This is a genomic window from Micromonospora humidisoli (genome assembly GCF_016900955.1).
In the GTDB taxonomy this organism is placed as follows: domain Bacteria; phylum Actinomycetota; class Actinomycetes; order Mycobacteriales; family Micromonosporaceae; genus Micromonospora; species Micromonospora wenchangensis.
This window is the reverse complement of the sequence record NZ_JAFEUO010000005.1, coordinates 512,487-529,446: the sequence shown is the minus strand read 5'-3', so window position 1 is coordinate 529,446 and position 16,960 is coordinate 512,487. Positions and strand designations below refer to the sequence as shown.

The 16,960-nt window shown below is 74.3% G+C and carries 15 protein-coding genes; 12 read left to right on the top strand and 3 right to left on the bottom strand.

Annotation, left to right across the window (positions count from 1 at the left end; translation table 11 throughout):
* Positions 1-179 precede the first annotated feature (179 nt).
* Positions 180-1,664 (top strand): S8 family serine peptidase, encoded by a 1,485-nt coding sequence (locus JQN84_RS21005; protein ID WP_204960207.1) that lies wholly within the window; start codon positions 180-182, stop codon positions 1,662-1,664.
* A 129-nt stretch (positions 1,665-1,793) separates the two neighbouring features.
* Here the strand turns inward: JQN84_RS21005 and JQN84_RS21000 are convergent, their stop codons facing one another.
* Positions 1,794-3,374: a ricin-type beta-trefoil lectin domain protein gene (locus JQN84_RS21000; RefSeq protein WP_307821371.1), complete on the bottom strand. Its 1,581-nt coding sequence runs from the start codon at positions 3,372-3,374 to the stop codon at positions 1,794-1,796.
* A gap of 237 nt (positions 3,375-3,611) precedes the next feature.
* Between JQN84_RS21000 and JQN84_RS20995 the strand changes: the two genes are divergently transcribed.
* The 3 genes from JQN84_RS20995 to JQN84_RS32115 all read left to right on the top strand — a co-directional run bounded on the left by JQN84_RS20995 (position 3,612) and on the right by JQN84_RS32115 (position 7,058).
* Complete coding sequence (locus tag JQN84_RS20995; RefSeq protein WP_204960206.1) at positions 3,612-5,246, top strand: beta-1,3-glucanase family protein; 1,635 nt, start codon at positions 3,612-3,614, stop codon at positions 5,244-5,246.
* A gap of 221 nt (positions 5,247-5,467) precedes the next feature.
* On the top strand, positions 5,468-6,022 hold the full coding sequence (locus tag JQN84_RS20990) for a sigma-70 family RNA polymerase sigma factor (protein ID WP_204960205.1): 555 nt from the start codon (positions 5,468-5,470) through the stop codon (positions 6,020-6,022).
* Between the two features lie 100 nt (positions 6,023-6,122).
* Positions 6,123-7,058: a zf-HC2 domain-containing protein gene (locus tag JQN84_RS32115; RefSeq protein ID WP_204960204.1), complete on the top strand. Its 936-nt coding sequence runs from the start codon at positions 6,123-6,125 to the stop codon at positions 7,056-7,058.
* A gap of 65 nt (positions 7,059-7,123) precedes the next feature.
* On the opposite strand, the gene JQN84_RS20980 is transcribed toward JQN84_RS32115, so the two are convergent.
* Together JQN84_RS20980 and JQN84_RS20975 are read right to left on the bottom strand one after the other, a co-directional pair.
* The gene (locus JQN84_RS20980) at positions 7,124-7,543 is read right to left on the bottom strand and encodes a DUF4913 domain-containing protein (protein WP_204960203.1); all 420 of its coding nucleotides are present in this window, start codon (positions 7,541-7,543) and stop codon (positions 7,124-7,126) included.
* Positions 7,544-7,595: 52 nt separating this feature from the next.
* Positions 7,596-8,414: a lytic transglycosylase domain-containing protein gene (locus tag JQN84_RS20975; protein ID WP_204960202.1), complete on the bottom strand. Its 819-nt coding sequence runs from the start codon at positions 8,412-8,414 to the stop codon at positions 7,596-7,598.
* 185 nt (positions 8,415-8,599) lie between these two features.
* Between JQN84_RS20975 and JQN84_RS20970 the strand changes: the two genes are divergently transcribed.
* From JQN84_RS20970 to JQN84_RS20935, 8 genes are all read left to right on the top strand, one after another.
* Positions 8,600-9,130: a hypothetical protein gene (locus JQN84_RS20970; protein WP_239485769.1), complete on the top strand. Its 531-nt coding sequence runs from the start codon at positions 8,600-8,602 to the stop codon at positions 9,128-9,130.
* Entirely contained in the window at positions 9,127-9,456 is a 330-nt protein-coding gene (locus JQN84_RS20965; RefSeq protein ID WP_204960201.1) for a hypothetical protein, read from the top strand. The genes JQN84_RS20970 and JQN84_RS20965 overlap by 4 nt, the downstream gene beginning before the upstream one ends.
* 123 nt (positions 9,457-9,579) lie before the next feature.
* Positions 9,580-9,936 carry a hypothetical protein gene (locus tag JQN84_RS20960; protein WP_204960200.1) on the top strand — a complete coding sequence of 119 codons (357 nt, stop codon included), beginning with the start codon at positions 9,580-9,582 and terminating at the stop codon, positions 9,934-9,936.
* Positions 9,933-10,646 carry a DUF8175 domain-containg protein gene (locus tag JQN84_RS20955; protein ID WP_204960199.1) on the top strand — a complete coding sequence of 238 codons (714 nt, stop codon included), beginning with the start codon at positions 9,933-9,935 and terminating at the stop codon, positions 10,644-10,646. The genes JQN84_RS20960 and JQN84_RS20955 overlap by 4 nt, the downstream gene beginning before the upstream one ends.
* Entirely contained in the window at positions 10,647-11,843 is a 1,197-nt protein-coding gene (locus JQN84_RS20950) for a hypothetical protein (RefSeq protein ID WP_204960198.1), read from the top strand.
* A gap of 66 nt (positions 11,844-11,909) precedes the next feature.
* The gene (locus tag JQN84_RS20945; protein WP_204960197.1) at positions 11,910-13,403 is read left to right on the top strand and encodes an SCO6880 family protein; all 1,494 of its coding nucleotides are present in this window, start codon (positions 11,910-11,912) and stop codon (positions 13,401-13,403) included.
* The gene (locus tag JQN84_RS20940) at positions 13,400-15,136 is read left to right on the top strand and encodes a putative type IV secretion/conjugal transfer ATPase (RefSeq protein ID WP_281897992.1); all 1,737 of its coding nucleotides are present in this window, start codon (positions 13,400-13,402) and stop codon (positions 15,134-15,136) included. The genes JQN84_RS20945 and JQN84_RS20940 overlap by 4 nt, the downstream gene beginning before the upstream one ends.
* Positions 15,133-16,905 carry a type IV secretory system conjugative DNA transfer family protein gene (locus tag JQN84_RS20935; protein ID WP_239485768.1) on the top strand — a complete coding sequence of 591 codons (1,773 nt, stop codon included), beginning with the start codon at positions 15,133-15,135 and terminating at the stop codon, positions 16,903-16,905. Before JQN84_RS20940 ends, JQN84_RS20935 begins: the two co-directional genes overlap by 4 nt.
* Positions 16,906-16,960: the final 55 nt, after the last annotated feature.

The following is a 16,960-nucleotide window of genomic DNA, read 5'->3' as shown; positions in this document are numbered from 1 at the left end:
CCCACCGGGGGACGGCCCGAGGAGATGTTCCCGTCATCGGCGGCCGGTACCCTCGGCTGACCTCATGACGAGGATCATGGAAATCTGGTTCAGATTGATTTGAACGGACCGGCCGCTCATCCGCAATAGACGGTGAAGGCCGGTGACGCTCGGCCATGGTGACTGAAGGGGGACACCCAGTGCTGGCGAAGCGCTCGATCCTTGCCCGCCTGCTCGCGGTGGTGATGGCCGGTTGCGTGCTGATGACGCCGACCGGGCCGGCTGCGGCGAGGGCCGCCAACGATCCACAGCCGTACGTGAAGTACTACGTGGTCGCGGCGCAGTACCAGGGCCAGCCGGAGAGCCTCACGGCGATCGCCCGGCGGTTCCTCGGCAGCGGCGAACGGTCCGCGGAGATCTACCACCTCAACACCGGCCGGGTGCAGCCCGACGGGTCCCGGCTGACCGACCCGGGCAGCCTGAAGGCCGGCTGGCAGTTGGTGTTGCCCTGGGACGCGGCCGGCGAGGGGGTGAAGTACGGCCAGCTCCCGACCGGCAAGCGACCCACCCCGAGTGCCCGGCCCTCCGGCGGGGCCGACCCCACGCCCAGGGCCGTCAGCCCGAGCCCGACTCCGAGCCCGACCCGGACGGGCGGCAGCCCCCGACCGGGCGCGACCGGTCCGAAGTGCACCGCCACCACCGGGTCGAGCAGCCGGTCGGACTGGGCGCAGCTGCGGATGGCCGCCGACAGCGCCTGGACCCTGACCCGTGGCAACGGGGTCAAGGTGGCGGTGGTCGACACCGGGGTCGACGCGAGCGTGCAGCAGCTCAGCGGCCGGGTGGCGGTCGGCGCGGACGTGACCGTCGGCAACGGGCGGGGGGACACCGACTGCCTGGGCAGCGGCACCGCGATGGCGGGCATCATCGCCGGTGACAGCAGCGTCGACGGCAGCCCGGTGGGCATCGCGCCGGACGCCACCATCCTGCCGGTACGGGTGGTGCGCGGTTCGGGTGCCGCGCGGGCGGCCGACGCGGCGAACGCCATCGAGGTGGCGGTCAGCGCCGGCGCGTCGGTCGTCGCGGTCGGCTCGCACGTCGACCTCGGTGACCCGGCGGTGGCGTCGTCCGTGGCCACCGCCCTCGACCACGACGTCCTGCTGGTGGCCGGTGCGCCGACCAAGGCGGTGACGCCGCCGTCCCCGGCCGGCCGGTCCGGGGGCGGGGCGCTGCTGTTCACCGGTGGCGTCGGTGCCGGCGACCAGCTCGCCGAGCAGTACGTGGAGGGCGGGGTGGAGGTGGTCGCGCCCGGGGTGGACGTGGCGAGCCTCGGCGTGGGCGGCGGCAAGGCGGTCAGCAACACCGGCACCGAGTTCGCCGTCGCGTTCGTCGCCGGGCAGGCGGCGTTGATCCGGGCGGCCCAGCCCGACCTGACCGCCGCCCAGGTCAAGGAGCGCATCCGCAGCACCGCCGACGCGATCGGCACGGCCCCCGACGCCAGGTACGGCTCCGGCATGATCAACCCGGCCGCCTCGGTGTCGGTGGCGGTGGACGACCGTAACCAGGTGGCCAGCCAGCAGCAGGGCAACAACGGCGCGGCGCTCGCCGTCATCCTCGGTGTCGCGCTGCTCTGCGGCGTCGGTGTGGTCTTCGGCCTGCGCCTGCGCCGCCGCCGGTTCGCCGGCTGAGGCCCGGAACACCGGCCCGGCCGCTGACGCCGGGCCGGGCCGCTGACGCCAGCGCCCGGCTACGGCGGCCCACAGGCGGCGGGCTCCGGCGGACCATGATGGCCCACCGGAGCCCGCCGGCCAGGTCGGCTACCGCCGGGTGAAGGTCTGCTTCGGGTTGAACACGCAGATCCAGGACATCATCGGCGCGCCGACGCCGTGCCCGTCGACGTCCAGGCAGCGGTCGGTCTCCCGGTTGAACAGGGAGGTGCGGCCGTTGTACTCGATCCACTCCCACTTCTGGGCGGGGTTGCCGCTGCACACGGCGACCTGCACGGGGGTGCCGTCCTTCTTCTCACCCCAGGCCACGTCGAGGCAGAGCCCGTTGGCCCGGACACTGCCGTCGGAGCGGAAGTCCCACCACTGAGACCGCTCCTCCCGGCACTTGTTCAGCACCGCCCGTACCCCGTCGCTGGTCCCGGCGGTGACGCACAGCCCGGTCTCCTTGCCCACGAGCTGCTTGGTGCCGGCCGGTCGGGTCGGTGCCGCCGCCGGCTTGGCCGACGGGCTCGCGGGCGGCGGCGGGGCGTCCGAGCTGCCCTTCGGGCTGGGCGACGGCGACGCGGGGGGCGTCCCGGTCGGGCTGGGCGACGGCGACGCCGACGGCGGTGCCGGCCGCAGCCGGTTGTCGAGGGTGTAGTAGTCGGTGTGCTCCCGCACGGTCCGCAGGTACGCCTGCGTCCCGGCGTCCAGGTCACCGCCGGACTGGCGGACGGCGGCCGGGCCGTTGCGGTACGCGGCCAGCGCCAGCAGCGACGGGTCGCCCTCCAGCCCGGACAGCTCCTTGTGCAGGGCGCACAGGGCGGTGCCGGCCGCCGGGATCGCCGCCTGCGGGTCCCAGGCCGAGGCGTCGGCGGGGCCGTACGCCTGCCACACCTCGGATCGGAACTGCGCGACGCCCCGCTGTCCTTCCGGGCCGAGCAGGTTGGCGTCGAACCCGGACAGCGCCATCATCTGCGCCGCGACCAGCGGCGGCGTCACCTCGGGGCAGACCGAACCGGCCCGCACGACGAGTGCCGTGTAGTTGCCGGGCACCGCCTTGGGCTGCTGGACGCCGGAACTGGGGCGGGGCTGGCCGGAACCGCCGAACGCGGTCAGCTTGGCGTAGTAGGCGGCGTACCCGCTGGCCTGGTCGACGTACTTCACCGCGTCGGTGGGCACCCCCTTGGCGTCGCGTACCTCGTCGAGGCCGGTGTGGAACGCGGCCAGCGAGAGCCGCCAGGTGTCACCCGGGACGTCCGCCAGCCGGACCTGGCCGCTGAGGTCGCACATCAGGTGGGCTAGGGCGAGGATGTTGGCGGCGGGGTCGGAGCGTTCCGCCCCGGGCCACGGTGCCCACGCCTTCCACGCGGCGGCGTCGAGACCGGCGATGCCCTGCCCGCCGGAGGCGGTCCGGTCGGCCCGACCGTCCAGACCCGACTCGGCCATCAGCTGACCGGCCAGCCGGGCCGGGGTGAGCGTCGGACACGAGCGGGCGGCGGCCTGGATGGTCGTCAGGTGCTCCTGGGAGACGGGCCGACCGGTCAGGTCGTCGTCGCGGGCCTCGGCCGCGCCCCAGCCGACAGCGGCCACCACCATGGACAGCACGGCGAGTCCGGCGACGGCGAAGGCTGCGGTACGACGGGGGATCGACCCCAGTCGGGCGAGTACGGAGGGGTGATCGGATTTCACGGGAGGTGTCCCTTCCGGCGTGGCGACATCGCTGTCGTGACGGATGCGCGATGTCCTTGGTTCACCGGGCTCGAATCGGATCGGATGATTTTGGTCCGGTCGACATTGAACCGAGGGGCGTAGTGGGCCGTCAACGTGGCTACCGCCGGGCCGGGCCGGAGTCACACCGGGCAACGGCGGCGATGGCCGTGTCGTTGATCGGAGCTTGGGATGCTTTCTCGCCGCAGGGTACTCGGGATGGGTTTCGCCGGCGCCGCCGTGGTCGGTGTGCCGTTGGTGGCGGCCCCGTTGATCTCGCGGGCACGGGCCTCGGGCGGTCTGCCACTGAACGTGGTGAACAGCACGGGCCGGTTCGCCAACCCGGCGATCCGGATGTACGTCGTCGGCACCGACCCGGAGACCGGGGCGATGGGCTACGTCCGGGAGAGCGGACGGTTCACCCCGGCCGACCCGGCGCACAACGGCCCGGACGGCGTCGCCGACATCGGCGTCCGGCTGGCCGACTCCGGGGTGACCCGGTTCGTCCTGCCGATGATGTCGGGCCGGATCTACTTCGCCATCGACGGCGAGCTGCGGTTCACCGTGGTCACCGACGGCAACGGCCGCCCGGCGTTGCAGTACCCGGTCGGCTGGGTGGCCGACGACCCGAGCTTCGGTGTGCTGCACGACTGTTGTGAGTTCACCTACAACGCCTCCGGCATGTTCTGCAACACCACCACGGTGGACATGTTCAGCATTCCGCTGTCGATCCGGTTGCTCGGCGACGTGGAGCAGGCCACCGGCAAGCTCGTCGACGGCGGGCGGGACGCGATCTTCGCCGAGCTGTCCCGTCAGCCCGGCTTCGAACGGCTGGTGCTCGGCGACGGGCTGCGCGTCATCGCGCCGGGCAAGGGCATCGAGACGGGCCGCTTCGACCCGGCGTACTACGACGGTTACATCGCCGAGACCTGGGACCGGTACAGCCGTACCGAGCTGCGGGTCCACGGACCGACCGGCACCGTCCGGGGCCGGGTGGTCGACGGGCGGTTCACCTTCGACGGCGGGGTACGCGCCTTCGACCGGCCCTCCACGCTCAACGTGTTCCACTGCGACGGGGCGCTCGCCGCACCCAACGACGGGCGCTCCGGGCCGGTGGCGGCGGTCCTCGGGGCCGGGTTCAACCGGTCGGTGCTCGACCAGCCGGACCAGCCCACCACCAGCCGGGACGCCTACTACCAGCATCCGGTGACCAACCACTACTCCCGGGTGCTGCACCGGCACAGCGCCGACGGGCGCGCGTACGGCTTCCCGTTCGACGACGTCGCCGACGACGCCTCCTACATCCAGGACACCGCGCCCCGGGAGATGACCATCACGCTGACCCCGTTCGGCGGGGGCGCGGCCGGACAGCCGGCACCCGAGGCCGAGCGCCCGGTGGTCGTCGAGGGACCGGTCGTCGTGGAGGGGCCGGCGGCCGTCGTCGCCGCCCGGGGCGTGGGCCAGGAGATCCCGGCCGCCGGCTTCGACCGGCAGCAGGGCGTACGGACCGAACCCTCCAGTGAGGGCGGAGAGCACCTGGGCTTCCTCGCCCACGGCGACTGGGCCGGGTACCGGGGAGTCGACTTCGGCCGCGAGCCGGCGACCCAGTTCCAGGTGCGGGTGGCCTCCGGCGCGCCGCAGGGCGTCTCCGGTCTGATCGAGGTACGCCTCGACGCCCCCGGCCTGCCGCCGGTGGGCAGCATCGCGGTGGCCGGCACCGGAGGCTGGCAGAACTGGGTGACCGTGCCGGGGAACCTCGCCCCGGTGACCGGGGTGCACGACGTCTACCTCACGTTCGCCAGTGGCCAACCCGAGGAGTTCGTCAACGTCCGCTGGCTGCGTTTCACCCGATGAGCACGGCCACCCTCGTCGCCCCGGGCCACGACACCGACCGGTGGGCCGCCACCGAACCGTCCACCGCCGCACCCCGGCGGCACCGACCGACCGGTCGACGGCCCGGTCGACCGTCCGATGAGCATGGTTATGCTTCCTTCCTAGGCGGGCCCGACGCCGAGACGACGGCGCGGCCGTACGGGGGTGACCCGTACGTCAGGGGGAGGCGTTCTGTGTCGGCGGTGCCCAACGAAGCGCCCGGGGTGACCGGCGACGCGGCGACCGAACGGGCCTCCCCCGAGGCCCTGATGGGCTGGATCCACGAGCAGTACCGGGGACCGCTGCTGCGGTTTCTCACCCGACTGCTCCTGGGCCGGCAGGAACTCGCCGAGGACCTGGTCCAGGAGACGTTCCTGCGCACCTGGCGGAATCTGGAGACGCTGGCGGAGGACCCGCGCCGGATCGCCCCGTGGCTCTACACGGTCGCCCGGCACGTGGCCATCGACGCGATGCGCGCCCGCCAGTCCCGTCCGCCCGAGGTGGCCATCCCCGACCTCAACCGGCTCGCCTCGGCCGACGACGAGATGGACCGGGTGGTCAGCACCCACACCGTCCGGCTGGCGTTGCAGCAGATCAAACCGGAACACCGTGAGGTGCTCGTCGAGATGTACTACAAGGGCTCCTCGGTCGCCGAGGCCGCACAGCGACTGGGAATCCCGGAGGGTACGGTAAAGTCCAGGACGTACTATGCGGTGCGCGCGCTGCACGCAGCGATCGGCCCGACCGAGTCGTCGTGATGACGCGACGTGTCGGTTTCCCGCTCGATCCGCCGGACGGTTGCCGTCCCGGGGGTCGTCACACCGTCACCGGTGTCTCCGGGTCGAGAAGGAGGGCGTGATGCGCACCGGGGGTGACCAGCCCACCGCCGAGCACGCCGCCCTGGCCCTCTACCTGCTCGGCGCGCTCGACGACGCCGACCGGGTCACGTTCGAGGCCCACCTGGCCGGTTGTGACGAGTGCCTGTCCACGGCGGGTGAGATGGGCGGCGTGACCAGCGCCCTCGGCGGGCTGGACGCCGCCGACTGGGAGGATCTCGCCGGCCTGCCGCCCGAGTTCCCGCTGCCGCCCGAGTTCGGCCCACCGCCGGACCGCGTCCCGACCCCGCCGGCCGCCCTGGCACCGGTGCCTGTCGCGCGTCCGCCGGCCGACTCCCCGCCACCACCCACCGTCGACGACGCTGGGGCGACGGCCGACGCACCGGCCGCCGAGCCGCTCACCGACGTGGCCCCGGTCGCGACGCCCCGGCGGGGCGTTCGCCGGGGCACCGGTCCGCGAACCACCGGCGGTGGGGCGGGCAGCCGCCCCGGCGGGGACCGGCCCGCGACGGCCTCCGGCACGGCAGGCACCCGCCCCGGCGACCCGGCCCGGCGTCGCCGGATGCTCCTCTGGGGCGGGGTGGCCGCCGCGCTGGTGGCCGTCGTCCTGGCCGGCGGGATCGCCGCGGTCACCGGCTTCGGCGACCACAGCGGCGTGGTGCTCACCGCGACCGGGGAGGCGCCGGCCGAGGGGGTGAGCCTCTCCGTGGCGATCACCACCGACGAGGGGCGCGGCTCCACCATCCGGATCACCGCCACCGGCCTGCGCCAGGGCCTGCGGTACCGGCTGTTCGCGGTGACCCGTGACGGCGTCACCCACGTGGTGCGGGACTGGACCGCCTCGACCGGCCCGCAGGAGGTCACCGGCGAACTGTCGTTGCCGGTTGCGGACCTGGCCTTCGTCACCGTGGGCCTGGTCGACGGCACCGCGATCGTCACCGCCCCGATCTCCCGCTGAGCCCACCCGGGCCACCGACCCGCCCGCCCCTGACCTGCCGGTCCGGGCGGGCGGGTTCGCGGTGGTCAGTACGGGTCGGTGTGCGGGACCTCCTTCGCCCGGTGCGCGCCCGCCTTGCAGCCGGCGAACGGTCCGGCCGGGTTGCGCAGGCTGTTCAGCACCGGCTCCAGGTAGTCGCGGTGCCAGTTGGCCGGGCCGCACAGCCCCGCCTCCGGGCCGGTGAGTTCCTGCCACGCCAACCACAGGCCGTGCAACTGCGCCACCGCCTCGGGGTGTCGCCACCACTGCCCGCACCAGGGCGCGGTCGAGGACGCCTCCCGGGCGTAGATCGGCACGAGCAGCAGCCGGACCCAGTTGCTGAGCAGCTCCAACTCCTCGACGTACTCGTCGTCACGCAGGTAGAGGATGAACGGTGAGGTGGGCGGCCGGTCCTCAGGCGGCGCGTCGTCGGCACGGGTCTGCTCCTGCGGGGTCGTCACCGTCATGGACACTCCTCGTCGGTCTGCCGGTCGGATCGGTTCCGCCGGTCGGTACGGGTCAGTCACCCGACGCTCCGGGGCTGGGCGAGGCGGGGCTGGGCGAGGCGGTCGGCGGGAACGACGGCGGCGGACCGCCGAGCCCCTGGTACTTGGCGAACAGGGACCGGACCTGCGCGAGGTAGAGCTGGGCGGCGTTGGTGGAGGGGACGCCACCGGCCCGGCGTACCTCGTCGATGCCGACGGCGTACGCGGCGAGCGTCAGGTCGAGCACCTCGCCGATCGCCTCGCCGTCGTCGAGCAGGGCCTGGGCCTGCCGGGCCAGGGCGCAGACGTGTTTGGCCTGGGCGGCGATCGAGTCCTCCTCGTCGACCGCGTCGGTGTCGCCGTCGTCGTCGGTGTCCTCGCCGTACTGCGTGAAGACCGCGGGTGGCAGCTGGGAGATGCCCTTCTCCCCGTTCGGGCCGACCTTCGCCGGGTCCCACCCGGAGGCCACCTCGATCTGCGCGGCGATCACCACGGGGCCGATCTGGGTGCAGGTCTTCCCGGCGTCCTCGATGCTGTCCGCCAGCCCCTCGGGCACCTGGTCGGGGTCGAGCGTGCCCTTGCCGTCGCCCTGCGCGGCGGCCAGCGAGTCGTCGGCGGCGCTGACCGGGTCGGCCGACCCACCGCCGCCACCGAAGAACAGGATCAGCGCGACGAGCGGGGCCAGCAGCACGCCCAGCGCGCCGATCACGAAGACGGCGGCGGCCCCGACCACCCCGGCCACCGGGGTCGCCAGGCAGCTCAGCCCGGCCGCGACGGCCGCGCCGATCAGCGCCGCGCTGCTCCGGTTCGACCCTTGCGTCGGCTCCGCGCCGTCGTTGTCGGACGCTGCCATGTCGCCTCCCAGGCTGGTCACCACCGCGGTGGAAAAAAGTTCGTCCCCGGCGTGAACCGGGTGGCGGGGCCCGTCGTAGTGGCGTCCGTCGACCGCCCGGCCCGCCGTACTGACGGGTCCGGACCCGGGGTGGTTCAACCGGGACGTCGACGAAGTGGAGCGACATTCGACAGGAGGTGGGTGCCATGGGGTCCGCGACGATGACCGACCCGGCACCGCGGATGCCACCGGGGCCGCCGTCCGTCCGGACCGGTCCCGGGGCGGCGGTGTCCCGGCGGTCCCTGTCCGAGACGGGGCTGGGCTGGATCGCGGCGCACGGCGGCGCCGGCACGACCACGCTGACCCGGCTCTTCGGCGGCGTCGACCTCGGCTGCCGGTGGCCGGACCCCGCGCGGGCGGAACCGGCCACGGTGATGCTGGTCGGCCGGACCAACGCCGAGGGGATGCGGGCGGTCTCCCGGGCGCTCAACGCGCTGCGGGAGGGGCGTCACCCGCCCGGCATGCGGCTGGTCGGCCTGGCGCTGCTGGCCGACGCCCCGGGCCGGCTGCCGCCGGCACTGACCCGCCGCATCCGGGTGCTGCGGTCGGTCGCGCCGGTGCACCGGGTGCCGTGGATTCCGGCCTGGCGGCTGGGACAGCAGCCCGCCCGGATGCCCAAGGCCCTGGACCGGCTGCGGGCGGCGACCGGGCTGGCCGGCGAGGGGATGACCCGGTGACCTCCGGGTACGGGATCGTCGCCGCGTTCCTGGCGCGTGGTCCGGCGGCGGCGCCCTCCCCGCTGCCGGCCTTCCAGCCCCCGCCGCCGTACGACCCGGCCGGTGGCGCGGCCGACGACCTGCTGAACCTGCTCGCCTGGGGGGTCAGCGCGGCGGGCGTCGCCGGGCTGCTCATCCTCGGCATCTCGATGGCCATCCAACTCAACCGGGGTGTGCCCGGGGAAATGAGCGACCACTTCCGCGGGGCGGTGTTCGTCGCGATGGGCTGCGCGCTCGGCGCGACCGCCGGACCGCTCGTCACGTTCTTCGGCGACCTCGGACTCTGAGCCGGACCGTCGCCGGCCGGACAGCGCACCCCGCACTGCCCGGCCCTGTTCCACCCCCCCGGTCACCGCCGGAGCGTCGTCTACGCCTCCGGTGATGCCACCTGCCCTGAAGGAGCTGTTCCGATGACGTTCACGAGCCTGTCCCAGTACGCGGCGGCCTACCTGTTCGCCCGCCTCCCGATGGCCCCCGACCCGGGACCCGGTGGCGGGATCAACCCGACCCCCAACGCGCCGGGACAGCTGAACACCCTGGTGAACAAGCTGCTGGGCCTGATCGCCTGGGCGGGCACCGCAGCCGGGGTGGCCGGGGTGCTGATCACCGGCACGATGATGGCGATCTCGGTGAAGCGGGGTGAGAGTTCCGAACACATGTCCCGCCTGGGCCTGGTGCTCGGTGGCTGCATCCTGGTCGCCGTCGCGGGTCCGTTGGCCAACTTCTTCCTCGGCGGCGCCGGCACCACCGCCGGCCAGCCGCAGTGACCGGCGGGCGAGGCCGGTCTCCGGCGGACCCGCCGTTCTGGGCCGAGCGCGGCTGGCTGCTGTCCGTCGCGTTCCTCGCCGGCATGGCGTTGCTGGCGGCGGGGGTCTGGGTGTCCGGGGCGACCCGGCAGACGTCCGTCGACCCGGTGGCCCGCGCCGCCGCCGAGGCGCAGGTGGCGCAGTGTCCACCCCGACCGGTGGTGACGGCGGGCCCGGCGGTGCCGCCGGAGGACGTGGCGTGGCGGACCCTCGACGGCGGCGACCGGGTGCCGGTCTCCGCGACGCAGGGGCCGTCGCGCACCGCCGACGGGGTGCTGGGCTGCTTCGCGCACACCCCGATCGGTGCGGTGCTGGCGGCACATGCCGTGCCCACCCAGCTGGCCGGGCCCGCCTGGCGGACGGTGGCCGACCGGCAGGTGCTGCCGGGGCCGGGCCGTGACGTGCTGGTGGCCCGGCTGGAGGCCGCCGCCGGGGTGGTCACCAGCCGGGGCGGCGGCAGCTATGCGGGCTTCGCCCTGTCCCGGTACGCGGCCGACGCCGCCCGGGTGCAGTTGCTGGTCAAGACCGGTGCCGGGGGCTACGTGGCGACCCTGGTCGAGCTGCGCTGGGACGCCGGCGACTGGAAGGTGACGCCGTCGCGGGCCGGCGTGGTGCACGCCTCGCTCGGCACGGTCACCGGCAGCGCCGGCTACACCCTCTGGAGGAAGTAGATGGGCGGGTGTTCACCTCCCAGTCCGCTGGACATCATCACCGGCTTCTTCTCGTTCCTCGGTGACCCGATCGGCACCCTGGTCCGGATGATCGCCAACCTGATGCTGGCCGCCGCGATCTCGATCTTCGCCGAGCTGAGCGCCTCGGTGCCGACGCTGGGCACCACGACCGAGGGCGGGCCGGACGACGTACCGAGCCTGATCAGCGACCAGATCGAGTGGGTCGTGACCTATCTGGCGATCGGGTCGGTGCTGTTCGCCGCCGCCCGGATGGCGATGGAACGCAAGGGCACCGCCGGACGGACCGCGTTGCAGGGCTTCCTGCGGGTCATCCTGGTCGCCGGGGCCGGCTCGTGGGTGGTGGGCCGGGCGGCCAGCCTCTCCGACGGCTTCTCCGACCACCTGCTCAAGTCGGCGGCCATGCAGGTGATCATGGGTGTGCCGTGTGTGGACAACGGCTCGTCCATCGAGTCGTTCCTGCTGCTGGTGCTGGCCTTCCTGCTGCTGATCGCCGCCATCGTGCACGTGCTGATGCTCTACCTGCGGCTGGGCGTGATGACCATCATGCTCGGCACGCTGCCGCTGGCCGCCGCCGCGTCGATGACGAACTGGGGCGCCGGCTGGTGGCGCAAGCACATCGGCTGGACGGTGGCCTGGCTGCTCTACAAGCCCGCCGTCGGTCTGATCATGTTCTCCGGCGCGGAGATGCTCGCCGTCGGCAGCCGGACCCAGAACTCCTCGCACATCCGCATCGCCGGCATCGGCGTCCTGCTGCTGTCGGCGATCGCCCTGCCGGCGCTGCTCAAGATCGTGGTGCCGGCCACGGCGGCGCTGGGCACCGGTGATCCGACCGGCACCGCCGTCTCGGCCGCGGGCGGCATGGTCGCCTCCGGCGCGAAACGGGTCGCCGGGTCCGCCCTGTCCTCGGGCGGCGGAGGTGGTGGCGCGCCGTCCGGCGCACGCGGGCCGCAGGGCAGCCGGGGCGACACCGGCCGGCAGGGACCGTCCGGCAGCGAGGGCCGGTCCGGTCGTAACGCGGGCAGCTCCGCCGGTGGCACGGCGGCGGCGGGTTCCGCCGCCCGGTTGGCCGGGCCGGTCGGGGCGGCGATCGACGGGGCGCACCGGGCGGCCCGGACCGGCCGGAACATGGTGGCCGGCACCGTGTCGGGCGCGGACGGCGACGCCGGCCACAACTGACAGCGCGGACCGCCGCCGACCGGACGATCCGGCCGGGTGGTGGTCTGGTGAGACGAGGGAGAGGCAATGTCGACGGAAGCCGTCATCGAACCGACGTACGGCAACTGGCGTCGGCCGCGCCGGGCCGGGCTGGGCCCGCTCGGCCTGGTCGGCACGGTCGGGGTGTTCGGCGGGCTGGTGCTGGTGCTGCTGGCCTCGCTGGCGTCGCTACAGGCGGCGTTCGTGGTCGGCGTGCCGCTGGTGGTGGCGCTGCTGCCGATGGCCGTACGCACCCAGGACGGCCGCAACATGTACCAGCTCCTGACGTTGCGGATCGGCTGGTCGCGTCGGGTGTCCCGGCGGGAGCACCTGTACGTCTCCGGGCCGCTCTCGGCCCGGCCGGGTGGCCGGTTCCCGCCGCCCGGCCTGCTCAGCGGGGTGCTCGCCCGGGAGGGCCGGGACGCCTACGACAGGCCGTTCGGGGTGCTGCACCACAAGAGCCGCAACCTCTACACGATCGTGCTGCGGTGCGAGCCCGACGGCGGGTCGCTGGTCGACCCGGAGCAGGTCGACACGTGGGTGTCGCTGTGGGGGGAGTGGCTGTCCCGGCTCGCCCACGAGCCGGGGCTGCGCGGGGCGGCGGTGGTGGTGGAGACCGCACCGGACCCGGGCACCCGGCTCGCGGCGGAGGTGCTGCCCCGGCTGGACGCCGCCGCTCCCGCCGCCGCCCGTGCGGTGCTGGAGGAGGTGGTCGACGACTACCCGTCGGCGTCGTCGGAGATGAATTCGTACATCACCCTCACCTACGCCCCGGTGGGTGGGGCGCGGCGGGATCCGGAGGACGTGGTCGCCGACCTGGCCATCCGGGTGCCGAGCCTGCTGACCGGGCTGATCGGGGCCGGTGGGGGCGTCGCCGAGCCGCTGTCGGCCGAGCAGATCGCCGAGGTGGTCCGGGTGGCGTACGACCCGGCCTGCGCCGCCGAGGTGCTCAGTGTCCGTGCCGAGCACGGGCAGACCGGGCTGGAGTGGGCCGACTGCGGGCCGGTCGCCGCGGTCGAGTCGGTGGACGCCTACCAGCACGACTCGGGGGTCTCCCGGACCTGGCTGCTCACCCTGGCGCCCCGGGGCACGGTGCGCTCCAGTGTGCTGCGCACCATGCTCGACGCCTCCGCCGGCACCCGCCGCAAACGGGTGGCGTTGCTGTACCGGCCGATCGACCCGGCGACCTCGGCCCGGATCGTCGAGGCCGACCGGCGTACGGCGCAGTTCATGGCCACCTCCGGGCGGGGAATGGTGCAGGCGCGGGCCGCCGCCGAGGTCCGCGCCGCCGAGCAGGCCGCCGCCGAGGAGGCCACCGGGGCGGGGCTGGTGGAGTTCTCGCTGATGCTGACCGTCACCGTCGACGACCGGTCCCAGCTCGACGACGCGTCGGTGCTGGTCCGCAACATGACCGGGGCGACCCGGATCGCGATGCGGCCGGCCCACCGGATGCAGGCGGCGGCGTTCACCTGCACCCTGCCGGCCGGAATCCTTCCGTGGGAGCAGACCGTGCTGCCACACGAACTCCAGGAGGCGATGTGAGCGGCGCACCTGCCGTCCGCGCGGACGGGCTCGGGGCGGGCTGGCCGGCCGGGACCTCGGGGGCGCGGACCGCGCTGACCGGGCTGGCCGGCGACCCGGACGACGGGGCCCCCGTACCGCCGAAGAACACCAGGCCGCCCCGGCCCCGCCGGGAGCTGCCCGCCTCGGCGCGGGGCTGGGAGGGGCCCGGCGGGGGCCGGGTCGGCTACCTGGACGCGCCCACCATGTGGCGGGCCACCACCGTGCAGGCGTGCGGGCTGTGGCCGTTCTCGGCCGGCTCGGGGGCGCCGATGTCCGGGGTGCCGCTGGGCCAGCACCTCTACACCGGCGCCACGGTCTGCGGTGATCCGATCTCCTGGTTCACCCGGGCCCGCTACATCTCCAACCCGTCGCTGTTCATGCTGGGCATGCCCGGTCTGGGCAAGTCGACCCTGATCAACCGGATGGCGGTGGGCCTGGCCGCGACCGGCGTGGTGCCACTGGTGCTCGGCGACCTCAAGCCGGACTACGCGGACACGGTGCGCGCCCTCGGCGGTCAGGTGATCCCGATCGGGCGCGGCGTCGGCGGGATCAACGTGCTGGACCCGGGGGCGATGGGGCTGGCCGCCGAGCGGATCGGCGGCCGGGCCGGCCGGGCGCTGGCCGCCGAGACGCACGGCCGGGTGCTGAACATGGTCGCGGCGCTGCTGACCATCGTGCGCGGCCGGGCCCTGGACGACCACGAACAGTCGGTGCTCTCGGCCTGCCTGCGGCACCTGCGCGAACGCACGCCGCAGGGCCGGGCGCCGCTGCTGCCGGACCTGCTGCGGGTGTTGGAGGAGGGACCCGACCGGGTCCGCGCGGTGACCCTGGACCGGGGTCAGGAGAGCCGCTACCGCGACGCGGTGGACCCGCTGCACCGGTCGCTGCTGGGCATCCTCGACGGGGCGTTGGGCGACACCTTCGGTTCGACCACCTCCACCCGGATCGACCCGGACGCCCCGGCGGTCTGCATCGACATCTCCCGCATCGGCGAGTCCGACACCCAGCTCACCGCGGCGGCGATGCTGGCCGCCTGGTCCGAGGGCCTGGGCACGGTCGCCGCCTCGCACGCCCTCGCTGACGCCGGCCTGGCTCCGCGCCGCTGGTTCTTCACCATCCTGGACGAGCTGTGGCGACCGCTACGGGCCGCCTCCGGCATCGTCGACCGGATCGACGCGCTGACCCGGCTCAACCGGTCGCTCGGCCTCGGCGACGCCAAGATCACCCACACCCTCAAGGACGCCGAGGCGCTGGGGTCCGACGCCGACCGGGCCAAGGCGCGCGGTTTCGTGGAGCGGGCCGGGATCGTGGCCTGCGCCGGGCTGCCGGCGGCCGAGATGACCGACCTGGGCCGGGTGATCGGCCTGTCCAAGCGGGAGATCGAGCTGGTCTCGTCCTGGTCGTCGCCGCCGGGTTGGGCGAGCACCGGCAGCAACGAGGAACCACCCGGCCGGGGCCGGTTCCTGATCAAGGTGGGTGGCCGGCCCGGCATCCCGATCCGGGTGTCCATCACCGACACCGAGCGCCGGCTGCACGACACCAACCAACGCTGGGTGCAGAACGGGTACGCCGCCCAGCAGGCCGCCGAGCGGGCGGCGGCCCGGCAGGCGGTCTTCGAGGCCGAGGCGGAACTGGGCAACCTGGCCACCCGGCCGGAGCTGGCCCACCTCGCCGACGAGGCCCTCGCGGGCGATCCGGGGTGGCGGGCATGAGCCGGATGTCGTCGGGCGCGCCCCGGGGGGCCGACCTGTTCTTCTGGGCGTTCTGCCTGGTGGTCCTCGCCAACGCGGCGTTGTTCACGGTCGCCTGGCTGGGCGGCACCCTGGGCGCCGCGGTGACCGGGCACGGCTGGCACCCGCCGCCGTTCACCCTCGGCGCGTACCTGGCGTTGATCTCCGGTGACATCGGCACGCTCTGGCCCGGCGCGTCGCCGTACCCGGTCTACGCCGGAATGCTGGTGGTGGCGCTGCTGCTGGTGGTGCCGGCGGTGCTCGCCGGACGCCGGCTGCTGGACCTGCGCGGGCGCGGGGTCGGACTGGCCCGGGTACGTGACCTGGCCCCGCTGGCCCCCGCCGGGATCGCCGCCCGCGCCCGGGAACTGCGTCCCTCGCTGGCCGGGGTACGGCAGCTCAGCCCGGACGACACCGGCAACCTGCTCGGCGACCTCGCGCCGAACGGCCCGGAGCTGCGCTCCTCCTTCGAGGACGTGGAGCTGGACCTGATGGCCCCCCGGGCCGGCAAGTCCACCGGCATCGCGGTGCCCCGGGTGCTGCGGGCCCGGGGCGCGGTGCTGCTCACCTCCAACAAGTCCGACGTGTACGCGGTGACCCGCGCCGAACGGGAACGCGTCGGTACGGTGTGGACGTTCGACCCGCAGGGCATCGCCCACGTGCCCCGGCGGATGTGGTGGGACATCCTCGCCGACTGCACGAGCATCGAGGGGGCCCGCCGACTGGCCGGGCACTTCGTAGCGTCGGTCAACGACGACACCGCCAAGAAGGACTTCTGGATCTCGGCGGCGCAGAACACCCTGACCGCGCTCTTCCTGGCCGCCGCCCGGGGGCGGGTACCCGTCGCCGAGCTGCTCGGCTGGCTGGCCGACCCGGCCGACCGCACCCCGATCGACCTGCTGCGCGACGCCGGGCTGCCGGCGATGGCCGAGCAGCTCCAGGGCACCGTACGCGGGGCGGTGGAGACCCGCGACGGCATCTACGAGACGGCCCGGCAGTGCGTGGCGTGCCTGCTCGACCCGGAGATCCTGGCCTGGGTGTCCCCGGACCCGTACCTGCCGCAGTTCCGCCCGGAGCAGCATGTGCTCGGCCGGGACACCCTCTTCCTGCTGTCCAAGGACGGTGGCGGTTCGGCGGCCGGGGTGATCGCCGGCCTCGCCGACGCGACGCTGCGGGCGGGGGTGGTGGCCGCCGAACGGATGGGCGGCCGGCTCGACCCGCCGATGACGGCGGTGCTGGACGAGGCGGCGAACGTGTGCCGGATCTCCGACCTGCCCGACCTCTACTCGCACCTGGGATCGCGGGGGATCAACGTGGTCACCCTGTTGCAGAGCTACCGGCAGGGGTCCCGGGTCTGGGGGGAGGCCGGGATGGACGCGCTGTGGGGCGCGGCCACCATCAAGCTGCTCGGTGCGGGCCTCGACGACGCCGACTTCGTGGAGAAGGTGTCCAAGCTGGTCGGGCAGCACGACGTGAGCACGGTCAGCGTCTCGCGCAGCCGGGACGGCTCGTCGCGGTCCACCTCGTACCGGCAGGAGCACGTGCTGCCGCCGGACCGGATCCGGGCCCTGCCGAAGGGGACCGCACTGTTGCTCGCCACCGGCATCCGGCCCGCCGTGATCACGCTGCGGCCCTGGTACAAGGAGCCGGACGCGGCGCGGATCTCGGCGCAGGCCCGGCAGGAGGTGGCGGCGATCACCGAGCGGGCCGCCGGCAAGGCCACCGCGACGCCGTGGCAGGCGAACCGGTGAGAAACCCCCGCCGCCGGCTGAACCGGCCCGCCGGGCCGGTCGTAAAGAGCGTGTC